The following is a 12,635-nucleotide window of genomic DNA, read 5'->3' on the forward strand; positions in this document are numbered from 1 at the left end:
TCCGCGCGGTTCAGGCGCGTCGTGCGTCGCGCCGCTCCCGCAGCACGGACTCCCAGCGGTCGAGCGAGGCCGAACGGTCGAGCCAGTACTCCGACTCGACGGGCGACGGCCCGGCCACGCCGCGCACCTCCAGCCAGCGTGCGGCGACCTCGGCCAGTCCGGGGTGGCAGTCCTGCTCGCGCACGTGGTCCATGAGGGCCTGCGCCGCCTCCAGGACCTCGGAGTCGGTGCCGTCGACGGCGGCGAGGAAGGTGCGGGCCAGCAGCACCATCCACCGATCGGCGAGCCCGTTGCTGGCGTTCAGCAGCTCCTCGCCCTGCACGATGAGCGCGTGCGGGTCGGCGGCCGGGTGCGTTCCCGTGCGCGCCACGCCCCGCCAGATGTGGGTCTGCGCGATGCCCACGCCCACCTCCAGGGCGCGGTTGACCTGGAGGGCACGGTCGAGGACCGTCTCGGCGTCCAGCGGGCGGCGCAGGGACATCACCATGCCCAGGTGCCGCCAGCCGGTGTCGCGCAGGACACCGCCCTCCTCCAGTTCGGGATCGTCGATCAGGTAGTGGAAGCACTGCTCGGCGGCGGCCAGATCGCCCTGCAGCATGTGGAACTGGCCGAGCAGGTCCAGCGCCTGCGCCCGGTGGAAACCGATCGTGGACGTGCGGTTGGGCAGCGCCCAGGCGAGGAGGCGCCGGCCGTCGCCGCGGATCCAGCTGATCCAGGCCAGGTCCTTCTCCGCGGTCTCCCGCAGGGTGCTCGGCGCGGCGGCGACCTCGGCGGCCAGCTCCTCGGCGTCGCGGTAGCGTCCGACCTCTTCCAGCGCCTTGACGTACCGGTGCTTGATGAAGAGCCGGGCGTACGGGCTGACGCGCGGGTGGGACGCCGCGCGCTCCAGCAGGCGCGCCGAGGCCTCCCGGTCGCCGAGGCTGCGCTGGGCCATGCCCTGGCAGGTGAGGACGAACGCCTCCAGCGGATGCCCCGGGGGGACCGTGAAGGACGAGACGGCCTCCAGCGCCCCGGTGTGGTGGTGCAGCCTCAGCGCGTAGGCCATGTCGTACAGCCAGTCGGGAACCTTGCCGGTCCGGAGCGAGAGGCGCCCGGCGGCGCTGAAGCCCTGGATGAGCCGGGCCGGGTCGGCGGTGGTGGGGTCCTTGACGTCCCCGCGGAGGCGGGCGCGCAGGTCGTCGACCATGCGGTCGGCCGCGACCCGCCATTCGTTCTCCGACCAGGCGTCGTCGGTCTCGGGGTCGTGCTCGCGGACGGCGTCGCGGATGTACTCGTCGACCGACCGCTGGAGCCAGCCCGAGTCCTCGACCTGCACGATCGGCCGCGCCAGGAAGCGCTCGACGGCCGCGTCGCGGACCTCCGGCACCGCCGCCCTCAGCAGTTCGGCGTCGAATCGGTCGACCATGGACGAGGCGCGCAGCAGGGCGCGCTCCTCGAATGTCAGATCACGCATCACGCGAATAACCATTTCCGCGAACGTCCCCCCGAACCCTTCCGGATCGGGCGACTGTCCGCTTGCTGCGAGTTGATCGAAGTATTCCGCCGACAGTTCCAGGTAGAGGGGAACGCCCCCGGACGAGTCGATGATCTTCTGGCGGATGGGTCCGGGGATGGCGGGTTCGCCCTCGTGCGTCAGCCGGAACCGCAGGTAGCCGTCGGCGTCGTCGTCGCTCAGGCCGGACAGCCGCTGCTGCAGTGACGCGAAGGGCGCCGGGGGCGCGACGGCGAGCACCGGCCAGTAGTTGGAACCGCTGTAATGAATGGCTCCATGATGACCGTCGCCCCAGGTCAGGCGGTTCCGGCCGGTGATCACGAACAGGACGTTGGGCATGAGGTACAGGAGCCTGGAGAATTGGTCCTCCAGGCATCCCTGTACCCGTTGCTGGCCGTCCACCCGTTCGAAGGTGTCCATGAAGACAACGGTCTGGAGCGGTTCGCCCTGGTGGTGCTGCGCCAGATCCCAGGAGAGGAGCGCGGGCAGGAAGGGGAGCATGTCGCGGGGCGATTCGGTTTCCAGGACCTCGGCGAAACCCGGGCACTCGGTCAGGAGCCGGTCCCGCCGGATCTTTTCGCGGATCCTGCCGACCAGCAGTCCGGTGGCCTGCCTGGCCAGCCCGGCCAGGGGGACGGGGCCGAGCAGCGCGTTGAGGGACTCGTCGAGTTGGCGCGGCAGTTCCAGCGCGCCGTTGAAACGGCGCAGCGCCGAGTTGCGTTCGAGGACGGCCCGCATCGGCAGGCCGGGATGGCTGCGCTGCCAGTAGACCGTCAGCGCCAGGTCGAAGGCAGGGCAGTGCCCGAGATGCTCGCCCACCGCCGAGCGGATGATGATGACCAGGGTCTCCAGGTCGGTCAGCGCCGGGTCGTCCAGGTTGATCCGGCAGACCGGCCTCCTGGAGGCGGCGTTCTCGTGCTCTCCGTCGCGGAATCGCTTTTCCAGACGCTTCGAGAGAGATGTCTTGCCGATCCCGCCCAGCCCGTAGAAGACGAGGAGGTTCCGCCGCTGCGGCGGTGCGGTGGCCGCGGGGTGCGCGTGGTCGCCCAGCCGGTCGACGGCGGCGTCGAAGGCGTCGATGTGCCGCTTTCGGTTGACGAATACCTCGCTGACCGTGATCGGGGAAGCGCGCCGCTGGTCGAACAGGCGGTCCAACTCCATCCGGGAGCATCCTCCTTGCCGCGTCGGCGCTCGGGAGTGAGGAGAAAGCGGCCGATCCGCGAATGAGACGCGATCCGGGAGCGCGAGGTTCCCTCTGAGAGCGAGGGGGCGGCCGCCGGGCATTTCGGCTGGGAGCCTATCCCGGAGTTCACGCCGTGCCGATGCGCGGCCGGTCACGACATTGTCGTGCGGCCGGAATCGGTCAGAATCCCAAGTGGTGTGGATAAGCTCAGGTCAGAGGGGGTGTCCAACGCGCCGCCAGGGGCTGGGGAGGGCGTCCGAGGTTCGGTCGAGCGGACCGGGAATGCCATGTGGGGGCATGGAACGTGGGGATTCGTACAGTGCGGCCGAGTAATACCGGGATCGGACGGTGGGCCGGGTGAAGCCGGAGGGCCGTGCCGATGATTCGATCGTCGTCGTACCGCATACGCATTGGGACCGGGAGTGGTATCTGCCGTTCCAGCGTTTCCGGATCCGGCTCGTATCGATGCTCGACGCGGTCGTCGAACAGATGGAAGGCGATCCGCGCTGGTGCTTCACGCTCGACGGCCAGATGGCGGCGGTCGACGACTATCTGGAGGTCCGTCCCGAGAACCGCGGGCGCGTCGCGGCGCTCGTCCGGGAGGGGCGCCTCGCGGTCGGGCCGTGGCAGATCCTGCACGACGAGTTCCTGTGCTCCGGCGAGACCATCGTCCGCAACCTGCGGCTCGGCCTGAGCCGGGCCGAGGAGTTCGGCGCGGCGATGGCGGTGGGCTACCTGCCCGACCAGTTCGGCCACTGCGCGCAGACGCCGCAGATCCTCCTGCAGGCGGGGATCGCGCACGCGTGCGTGTGGCGGGGCGTCCCGGCGCGCGTGCGGAACCACGCCTTCGCCTGGGAGGCGCCCGACGGCTCGGTCGTCCGCGCCGTGTACCTTCCCGAAGGCGGTTACGTGAACGCGGCCTGGATGTTCGGCCGCGACGTGGTCCAGGACGAGCCCGTGCCGCGGGGCGGGGCCGGCCCGCCGCTCTACCGGAAGGCGGCCGAGTTCGTCCGGCGGATGCGGCCGTGGCGGCCCGAGGGCGGCGCGCTGCTGGCGATGTACGGCGCCGACCACACCGCGCCGGCCGGCGACCTGGCCGACCGGATCGCCGAGGCCGGGCTGCCGATGCGGATGGACACCCTCGCCGGGTACTTCGCCGCCGAGCCGACCTCCGTGGACGGGCTCACCCGCGTGCGGGGCGAGCTGCGGTCGCACGCGCGCGCCAACCTCCTGCCCGGGGTGATCTCGGCCCGCGTGCACCTCAAGCAGGCGCTGAGCCGCGCCGAGCGCCTGGTCGAACGGCAGGCCGAGCCGCTGGCCGCGCTCTGGCACACCGGCCCCGCGCGGCGCTTCCTCGACCTGGCCTGGCGCCGGATCATCGAGGCCGCCTGCCACGACTCGGTCACCGGCTGCGGGAGCGACGAGACCGCCGAGCAGGTCGCGGCGCGCACGGCCGAGGCCGAGCAGCTCGGGCGCGCGGTCTGCGACCTGGTCACCGCCGAGTGCGCCGCCGCCGTCCCCGTCGACGGGTATGTGGTGTTCAACCCCAGCCCGTGGCCCCGTACCGGCCTGGTCACGCTGGACGTGCCCGCCGCCGCCCCCGGCGACCGGGCCGGTTCCGGCGGCCCCGCGCTGCGCACGGCGGACGGGCGGCGCGTCCCGGCGCAGATCCTGGAGAAGGCGCCGACCGTGCTGGACGACGCAGTGCACCCCGCCCGCGACCTCCCGCTCGTCCTCGAACGGATCTCCGGGAACACGCTGTTCGGCCAGGAGATCCGCGACTGGACGGTGTCGGCCGCGGACCGCACGCTGACCTTCCAGGTGACGCGGCGCGCCGAGACCCGCTTCGACCTCGCCGCCCTCAAGGAGCGGCTGCGCGACGCGGACGGGGCGTGGCGCGTGCGGATCCTCGCCGACCCGCGCTGCACGGTGGCCGCCCTCGTCGAGACGCCGCCGCTGGGGCTCACCAGCGTCGCTCCGGCCGCGCGAGGGGAGATGGCGCCGCCGTTCGACACGCCCGTCCAGGCCGAGACGGGCGCCGCGACGGTGACACCACCGGGCCTGGGCACGGCACCGGGGTCGAGGCCGGGGCCCGCGGGCGCCGGGGTCGCGCTCGACAACGGGCTGCTGCGCGTCGAGGCGCGCGCGGACGGCACCCTGACGCTGCGGACCGCGAGCGGCGAGGTGATCGAGGGCCTCGGACGCGTCGTGGACGGCGGCGACCTCGGCGACACCTACAACCACGCCCCGCCGCCCCGCCGCGACCGGCTCGTCGACACCCCCGCCTCGGTGCGCGTCGACCCGGTGTGGCCCGGGCCGCTGGTGGGGGCGTTCGACGTCGTGCGGACCTACGGCTGGCCGGTCGCGGGCGACGTCCGGCGAGGCACCCGCGCCGAGGCCGAAAAGGACGTGGTCGTCACCACCCGGGCCGAGCTGCGGGCGGGCGAGCCGTACCTGCGCCTGTGGGTGACCTTCGACAACCCCTGCGACGACCACCGGGTGCGCCTGCACCTGCCGCTGCCGAGGGCGGCGCGCTCGTCGTTCGCCGAGGGGCAGTTCGCGGTCGTCGAACGCGGCCTCACCGCCGAGGGCGGCTTCGGGGAGCGCCCGGTGCCCACCTTCCCCGCCTCCGGGTTCGTGGCGGCGGGCGGGCTGGCCGTGCTGCTGGAGCACGTCACCGAGTACGAACTGGTGGGCGAGGGGCGCGAGCTGGCGCTGACGCTGCTGCGCTCGGTCGGGCACCTGTCCCGCCACCGCAACCCCTACCGCGACCAGCCCGCGGGCCCCCAGCTCGCCACGCCGCGGGCGCAGTGCCGGGGCGAACGGACCGTCGGCCTGGCGATCATGCTCTACCGCGCGCCGGACGGCGAAGGCCCCGGCCACGAGGTGCAGGCGGCGGCCGAGACCTACCGCCACGACCTGCTCGCGGCGCCCGGCTACGGCCCGCGCTCCGCACCGCTGCCGCCGCCGGTCGCGGGCCCGGAGATCGGCGGGCGCGGCGTGGTGATGACCAGCCTGCGCGAGGTAGGCGACGGGCTGGAGGTACGCCTCGTCGCCCAGCGGGCGACGGGCACGACGGCGTTCCTCAGAGGAGGGTTCGGCGAGGCGGCCAGGGTCGACCTGCGCGGCCGCCTCACGGCGCCGCTGGAGGTCGGCCCCGGCGGCACCGTCACCCTTCCCCTGCGGCCCTGGGAGATCGCGACCGTGCTGCTGCGCCGCTGACCGTCCGGCGTCACTCGTCCCGCGCGGGCCTGGCGGGCAGGCCCAGCCGGGCGCGCGAACCCGCGAGCACGGGGCCGTCCTGGCGGCGCCGCGCCTCCCGCCTCCCGGCCGGCGGCCCGGTGGGCCCGCCGGCCCGTCCGCGGGGGCCGGGAACGCGCTCGTCGCTCTCGTCGCCCGCGCCGGCCGCCGCGCCGGCGGCCATCGCCGCACCGACGATGCCCGCGTTGTTGACCAGCGCCGCCGGCACGATCGGCGCCCGCACCCCGCTGATCAGCGGCAGGAACCGGTCGGCCTTGCGGCTCACCCCGCCCCCCACGATGATCAGCGACGGCGCGATCAGCGCCTCCATCCGGGACAGGTACTCCGACAGCTTCGCGGCCCACTTCTCCCAGCTCAACCCGTGGTCCGTGCGGACCCGCGCGGCCGCCCGCGCCTCACCGTCCTTGCCCCGGATCTCCAGATGCCCGAACTCGGTGTTGGGCACCAGCACGCCCTCGGTGAACAGCGCGCTGCCGATCCCGGTGCCGAGGGTGAGCACCACGACCGTGCCGCCCCGGCCCTTCCCCGCGCCATGGCCCATCTCGGCGATGCCCGCGGCGTCCGCGTCGTTCAGCAGCGTCACGGGCACCCCGGTGGCGTCGCGGAACAGCGTCCCGGCGTCCAGCCCGATCCACTTCTTCGACACGTTGGCGGCCGACCGCGTCTCCCCGTCGACCACCACGCCCGGGAAGGTCACGCCGACGGGCCCCGTCCAGCCGAAGTTCCGGACGATCTGCCCCACGACCTCCGCGACCGGCTCGGGATGGGCGTGCCGCGGGGTGTCGATCCGCAGCCGTTCGGTGGTCAGCGCCCCGGTGGCGGGGTCGACCGGCGCGCCCTTGATCCCCGAGCCGCCGATGTCGATGCCGAGGACCGGGACGTCCGTGATCGTGCTCAAGCTGCCCATGCCTTACCAGTGCCCGCCGGGACGGCGCTTAAAGGGGCGTCCAGGGAAGATCGTCCTGGCGGGCCGGGGCGCTCAGCCCTCGACGGCCTTCAGCCCGATCACCCCCACCAGGATCAGGGCCAGGCAGAGGACGCGCGCCGGCGACGCGCTCTCGCCCAGGGCGACGATCCCGGTGACCGCCACGCCGAGCGAGCCCAGACCCACCCACACCGCGTACGCGGTGCCGACGGGCAGGTCCCGCAGCGCCACCGTCAGCACCACCACGCTCAGCAGGCACACCGGCACGCCGACGACGGTCGGCCAGAACCGGGTGAAGCCTTCGGACTGCTTCAGCGCGGTCGCCCACACCAGCTCCATCAGAGCGGCCGCGACCAGCAGAATCCACGGCATTTCAGGCCGTCACGCCGCCGTCGACGGGGATCGCGGCGCCCGTGACGTAGTCCCCGCCGGGCCCCGCCAGGTGCGCGACCATCACGGCGACCTCCTCGGCGCGCCCGTACCGGCCCAGCGCGATGAACTCCTTCTCCTGCTCGGCCTCGGGGGAGTCGGCGGGGTTCATCTCGGTGTCGATCGACCCCGGCTGGACCAGGTTGGCGGTGATGCCGCGCGGGCCCAGGTCGCGGGCCAGCCCGCGGGTGAGGCCGAGCAGCGCCGCCTTGCTCGTCGAGTACAGCGTCCAGCCCCCGTACGGCACCCGCTCGGCCAGCGAACTGCCGATGCTGACGATCCGCCCGCCCGCGCCCAGATGCCGGGCGGCGGCCTGGGACGCGACGAACACGGCCCGCACGTGGATGTTCAGGGCCCGGTCGACCTCCTCGGCCGTGACGTCCTCCAGGGGGCCGAACGGGGCGATCCCGGCGTTGTTGACGAGGATGTCGAGCCCGCCGAACTCCTCCGCGGTGCCGTCCACGCCCGCCACGACCGCGTCCGGATCGGCGGCGTCGGCCCGCAGGGCGATCGTGCGTCGGCCGCCCGCCTCGATCTCGTCCACCACCTTCCGGGCGCGGTCGGCCGCGTGCACGTAGGTGATCGCGACGTCGGCCCCGTCCCGGGCCAGGCGCAGCGCGATCGCGGCACCGATACCGCGCCCGCCCCCGGTCACCAGGGCCTTCTTCCCCTCCAGCGGCCTGTCCATCCCATCGCCCCTCTCTAATCGGAGAGTTCTCCGCTTCTGTGCCCCACACGCTAAGCGGAGGACTCTCCGGATGCAAGCCCGGACCGGAGGGCTCTCCGGTTCGATAGGCTCCCGACCGGGAAGAAGGAGCCCGGAAGAGGTGCCCGGTGAGCGACGAACGCGCGGCCGCGCGGCGCGGCGGACGAACCCCCGACTCAGACGAGCGGCCACGGTCCGAAGACGCCGGCCCCCTGCCCCTCACCAGCGACCGCGGACACCCTGAGAGCACCGTGAGCAAGGGCGAACGGGCGGGGCGCGTCGAACGGGCCGACGCCGCTCAGAACCGCCGGAAGATCCTCGCCGCCGCGGCCGACCTGCTGGCCTCGCGCGGCGTCGAGGCGCTGTCCATGGACGAGGTCGCCCGAGTCGCCGGCGTGGGCGTCGGTACGGTCTACCGGCGCTTCCACGACCGCGCCGGCCTCGTGTACGCCGTCGTCGACGACCGCGAACGCGAATTCCAGGAGAGCTTCCTCCAGGGCCCGCCGCCGCTGGGCCCGGGCGGCCCCGGAACACCGGACGCGCCCCCCGCCGAACGGATACGCGCCTTCCTGCACGCCCTCGCCGACCGTACCGAGGCCCAGTCCGAACTCCTGGAGATGGCCGAGATGGACTCGGCCGACGCGCGCTTCCGCGACGGCTGGTACGCCCTCTACCAGAGCCACCTGGCCACGCTCATCGGCCGGATCCGGCCCGGTGCCGACGCCCCGTACCTGGCGGACGCCCTGCTCGCCCCCCTGGCGGCCAACCTCTTCCGCTACCAGCGCCACGTCCGGGGCATGCCGCTGGAGCGCATCAAGGCGGGCCTGGACGCGCTCCTGGACGGGATCCGGGAACCGGGCTGACGGATTCGTGGCCTGGAGACCCTTATGAGATCCCCTCATATCCGGTCAGACTGGGATCCGTGAGCGATTTCGATCTTCTCGTGCTCGGATCGGGACCCGGCGGCCAGCGGGCGGCCATCGCCGCCGCCAAGCTGGGCCGCCGGGTGGCCGTCGTCGACCGCCGCAACATGATCGGCGGGGTCTGCATCAACACCGGGACGATCCCGTCCAAGACCCTGCGCGAGGCCGTCCTCTACCTGACCGGCCTCAACCAGCGCGAGCTGTACGGCCAGAGCTACCGGGTCAAGGAGGACATCACCGTCGCCGACCTCGGGATGCGCACCCAGCACGTGATCGGCCGGGAGGTCGACGTCATCCGCAGCCAGCTCGCCCGCAACCGGGTCACCGTGCTGCCCGGCACCGGCCGCTTCCTGGAGCCCAACGCGGTCGGCATCGGCGACGGCGGGGACCACGACCGCGAGCAGAAGGTCACGGCGGACCGGATCGTGATCGCCACCGGCACCCGCCCGGCCCGTCCCGACACCGTCGAGTTCGACGACCGCACGGTCATCGACTCCGACGGGATCATCAACATGGACCGCATCCCCGAGACCATGGTCGTGGTCGGCGCCGGGGTGATCGGCATCGAGTACGCCTCGATGTTCGCCGCCCTCGGCACCAAGGTCACCGTGGTCGAACGGCGCGAGCGGATGCTGGAGTTCTGCGACCTGGAGATCGTCGAGGCGCTCAAGTACCACCTGCGCGACCTGGCCGTCACCTTCCGCTTCCGCGAGACCGTGTCCTCGGTCGAGCGGATGCCGCAGGGCGCGATCACCGTCCTGGAGAGCGGCAAGCGGATCCCCGCCGACACCGTCATGTACTCGGCCGGCCGGCAGGGGATGACCGACGAGCTCGGACTGGAGGCCGCCGGGCTCGCCGCCGACCACCGCGGCCGGATCAAGGTGGACGAGCACTACCGCACCGAGGTCCCGCACATCTACGCGGTCGGGGACGTGATCGGGTTCCCGTCGCTGGCCGCGACCTCGATGGAGCAGGGCCGGCTGGCCGCCCACCACGCCTGCGGCGAGCCCGTGCACGCGATGGACGAGCTGCAGCCCATCGGGATCTACACGATCCCGGAGATCAGCTTCGTGGGCCGTACCGAGGACGAGCTGACCGAGGCCAAGGTGCCCTTCGAGGTGGGCGTCTCCCGCTACCGGGAGCTGGCCCGCGGCCAGATCATCGGAGATTCCTACGGCATGCTGAAGCTGCTGGTCTCACCGGAGGACCGGCGGCTGCTGGGAGTGCACGTCTTCGGTACCGGGGCCACCGAGCTGGTCCATATCGGGCAGACCGTCATGGGCTGCGGCGGAACGGTCGACTACCTGGTCAACGCCGTCTTCAACTACCCCACGCTCGCCGAGTCCTACAAGGTCGCGGCGCTGGACGCGATGAACAAGATGCGGCACATCGCCCGGCTGGGCGGATGACTCAGGACGGCCAGAGGATGTTCTCCAGCTCGGCGTCGATGTCGATGTACTCCGTCTCCCGCCCGGCCGGCACCACCTCGTAGGTGCGGTGCAGGAAGTCGGCCAGGGGGGACAGGGGGGCTTCGAAGAGTGCGTTCCCGAAGGGGGACGACAGCGCGATGTGCAGCGTGTCGTCATCGGGCCCCCCGGGCCACACCTCCACGTCGCCGTCCCCGACCTTGCGCACGATGCCGACGGTGAGCAGCTCACGAGCGAAAATCCACTCCACCGGCTCGTCCTCGCCAACGTAGAAGGCCATCCGGATGGCGTACGGATCGTCGGCCGCGTACTCCAGGCCTGCGAGCAGGGGGACGGTCGTGCGGTCAGGGACGACGAGACGAAGGCCCAGCTCTGCTGAGACGGTGGTGCTGCTGTTCATGGCCACTTTCCTTCAGACGTCGGTCCCGCTGGCGCGCGGGCGTTCCGATGGGCTCACTCCCACCCACGGACATCCCCGCGATCTATGACGGCTAACTGCGCGAACACGAGGGAACATTCCAGCCCCGGCGCCCTGTGTGACCTATCTCACAACCTGAAAAAGTACTCCTGACCTGGGCAAAAACGGACCAAACGCCTGTGTGGCGGGGCTTGACGCCGCTCAACATGTGTGACGATCGGGAGGGCCTGGATAGTTGCCCGATCGGCGTGGGCGGCCCGAAGCGGCCAGGCCCGTGGCTTACAGTAAAACCGTGGCGATTAACCATGAAAACGAGGTCCCGGCCGCCCCGGCCGAGGTCCCGGCTCCGCCCGTCGCCGGGGAGCCGAGGATGTACCTGAGGTTCCGCGAGTACGTCCGGCGGAACGCGCTGCTCAACACCACCTGGCGAATCGGCGTCTTCACCGTCGGCGCGACCGTCCTGGTCGGCGGCCTGGTCATGATGGTCGCCCCCGGCCCCGGCATCCTCGGCATCATCGTCGGCCTGGCCATCCTCGCCACCGAGTTCGCCTGGGCCCAGCGCGCCCTGCACCGCGCCAAGCAGGCCGCCGAGAAGGCCAAGGAGAAGGCCCTCGACCCCCGCGCCAAGCGCCGCAACACCATCCTCGCCGTCATCGGCGGCATTCTCGCCGGCGCCGCCGTGATCGCCTACCTCGTCGTCTACGACTTCACCCTGCCGTGGGACATCCGGGACTACAGCCCGTGGAACTGACCGGCACCGCGCTCGATGCGCGAACGACCCCCGGAATGCGCTAGAGTCATCGACGTCGGAACGCCGCAGGGCGGACCGCCAGGGCGATTAGCTCAGTGGGAGAGCGCTTCGTTCACACCGAAGAGGTCACTGGTTCGAACCCAGTATCGCCCACCCCCACGCCACAGGCCCTCCCGCACACTCGCGGCAGGGCCTGAGTGATCAACTGGGAGAAATTCGGGAGATCATCTTTCTCCCATCCCCATGAGGTCACCTAGAGTCGACCCTCGATCGTCACTCTCTGTAAAGACGATCAAGGTGGGCGACCCGTCAGGATCACCCACCCCGATCTCAGCGGTTCACGCGCTCACGGCACGCGCTGAAGGTCGCGCACCCTTCTGAGCACTGGCCAGGGGTTCGTTGAGGATCGGCACGGGGGAGGACGGGCCAAATCTGAGGCGCTCGAGCAGCGAGGTCCTGGAGGATCTCGGGAATGGCGTCCTCGGCCATCCACGTCTTGTGGCCGTGGCGCAACCCGTGCGGAGTGAGGCCGTCCAGCAGAGGCAGCCCAGGGACCCCACCGCCCACGCAGCACGCTAGGCCATCTTCGGCTGGGCCACCCGCTACAACACCCGCCGCAGGCACTCCCGCCTCGGACAACTCTCACCGATCGACTACGCGAGAAGCACCGGTGGCCTGCTCGCTGCCGCCTGAAAACGGTGTCCACATTCCGGGGGGAAGCCCCGAGATCCTCGGCAACGCCACCGACACCCACGGGGTGACGCCGGTGCACTTCGCCCTGTTTGACCTGCTGGGGTTGCAGCTGTCGCCGCGGATCCGGGACCTGGGCGAGATCAGCCTGTACCGGACCGGCCCGGCAAGTGTGCGCGGCGTTCCCACTGGCGGGGCCGCTGCTGACCCCGGCGCGTCAACACCGAGCTGATCGGAGCGCACTGGGACGATGTGCTGCGGCTGGCGGGGTCGCTGAAGTTCGGGCACGCCACGCCTCGCTGCTGGTCGGCAAGCTGTCGGCGGCGGGGCGGCAGAACGCGCTGGCGGCGGCGCTGAAGGAGTACGGGGCGCTGCGCCGCACGGTCTACGCCGCCCGTACCTGTCGGATGCGGCCTACCGGCGCATGATC

11 protein-coding genes and 1 tRNA gene are annotated in these 12,635 nt (G+C 72.0%); 7 read left to right on the forward strand and 5 right to left on the reverse strand.

What is annotated here, in order from left to right:
- Positions 1–10: 10 nt before the first annotated feature.
- Positions 11–2,653, reverse strand: coding sequence for a hypothetical protein (locus tag ACFPZN_RS06595; RefSeq protein WP_378280893.1), 2,643 nt, complete (start codon positions 2,651–2,653; stop codon positions 11–13).
- 370 nt (positions 2,654–3,023) lie between these two features.
- Between ACFPZN_RS06595 and ACFPZN_RS06600 the strand changes: the two genes are divergently transcribed.
- Positions 3,024–5,897: a glycoside hydrolase family 38 N-terminal domain-containing protein gene (locus ACFPZN_RS06600; RefSeq protein WP_378280894.1), complete on the forward strand. Its 2,874-nt coding sequence runs from the start codon at positions 3,024–3,026 to the stop codon at positions 5,895–5,897.
- A 10-nt stretch (positions 5,898–5,907) separates the two neighbouring features.
- Here the strand turns inward: ACFPZN_RS06600 and ppgK are convergent, their stop codons facing one another.
- The 3 genes from ppgK to ACFPZN_RS06615 all read right to left on the reverse strand — a co-directional run bounded on the left by ppgK (position 5,908) and on the right by ACFPZN_RS06615 (position 7,978).
- Positions 5,908–6,834, reverse strand: coding sequence for a polyphosphate--glucose phosphotransferase (gene ppgK / locus ACFPZN_RS06605; protein WP_378280895.1), 927 nt, complete (start codon positions 6,832–6,834; stop codon positions 5,908–5,910).
- Between the two features lie 81 nt (positions 6,835–6,915).
- The gene (locus ACFPZN_RS06610; RefSeq protein ID WP_378280896.1) at positions 6,916–7,233 is read right to left on the reverse strand and encodes a DMT family transporter; all 318 of its coding nucleotides are present in this window, start codon (positions 7,231–7,233) and stop codon (positions 6,916–6,918) included.
- Position 7,234: 1 nt separating this feature from the next.
- Entirely contained in the window at positions 7,235–7,978 is a 744-nt protein-coding gene (locus tag ACFPZN_RS06615) for an SDR family oxidoreductase (protein ID WP_378280897.1), read from the reverse strand.
- Between the two features lie 269 nt (positions 7,979–8,247).
- Here ACFPZN_RS06615 and ACFPZN_RS06620 point away from each other — a divergent pair, with 269 nt between their 5' ends.
- Both ACFPZN_RS06620 and sthA read left to right on the forward strand, forming a co-directional pair.
- Entirely contained in the window at positions 8,248–8,859 is a 612-nt protein-coding gene (locus ACFPZN_RS06620) for a TetR/AcrR family transcriptional regulator (RefSeq protein ID WP_378280898.1), read from the forward strand.
- Positions 8,860–8,918: 59 nt separating this feature from the next.
- Positions 8,919–10,328: a Si-specific NAD(P)(+) transhydrogenase gene (gene sthA / locus ACFPZN_RS06625; protein WP_378280899.1), complete on the forward strand. Its 1,410-nt coding sequence runs from the start codon at positions 8,919–8,921 to the stop codon at positions 10,326–10,328.
- A 1-nt stretch (position 10,329) separates the two neighbouring features.
- Here sthA and ACFPZN_RS06630 read toward each other — a convergent pair whose 3' ends face one another.
- Entirely contained in the window at positions 10,330–10,746 is a 417-nt protein-coding gene (locus ACFPZN_RS06630) for an SsgA family sporulation/cell division regulator (RefSeq protein WP_378280900.1), read from the reverse strand.
- A gap of 310 nt (positions 10,747–11,056) precedes the next feature.
- Here ACFPZN_RS06630 and ACFPZN_RS06635 point away from each other — a divergent pair, with 310 nt between their 5' ends.
- The 4 genes from ACFPZN_RS06635 to ACFPZN_RS06650 all read left to right on the forward strand — a co-directional run bounded on the left by ACFPZN_RS06635 (position 11,057) and on the right by ACFPZN_RS06650 (position 12,562).
- The gene (locus tag ACFPZN_RS06635; protein ID WP_378280901.1) at positions 11,057–11,515 is read left to right on the forward strand and encodes a PGPGW domain-containing protein; all 459 of its coding nucleotides are present in this window, start codon (positions 11,057–11,059) and stop codon (positions 11,513–11,515) included.
- 81 nt (positions 11,516–11,596) lie between these two features.
- Positions 11,597–11,668 (forward strand) — tRNA-Val (locus ACFPZN_RS06640).
- Positions 11,669–12,185: 517 nt separating this feature from the next.
- On the forward strand, positions 12,186–12,437 hold the full coding sequence (locus ACFPZN_RS06645; protein WP_378280902.1) for a Tn3 family transposase: 252 nt from the start codon (positions 12,186–12,188) through the stop codon (positions 12,435–12,437).
- Positions 12,437–12,562 (forward strand): hypothetical protein, encoded by a 126-nt coding sequence (locus ACFPZN_RS06650; RefSeq protein ID WP_378281024.1) that lies wholly within the window; start codon positions 12,437–12,439, stop codon positions 12,560–12,562. Before ACFPZN_RS06645 ends, ACFPZN_RS06650 begins: the two co-directional genes overlap by 1 nt.
- The last annotated feature ends 73 nt before the right edge of the window (positions 12,563–12,635 follow it).

It is taken from the genome of Actinomadura rugatobispora, assembly GCF_042656285.1.
Taxonomy (GTDB): domain Bacteria; phylum Actinomycetota; class Actinomycetes; order Streptosporangiales; family Streptosporangiaceae; genus Spirillospora; species Spirillospora rugatobispora.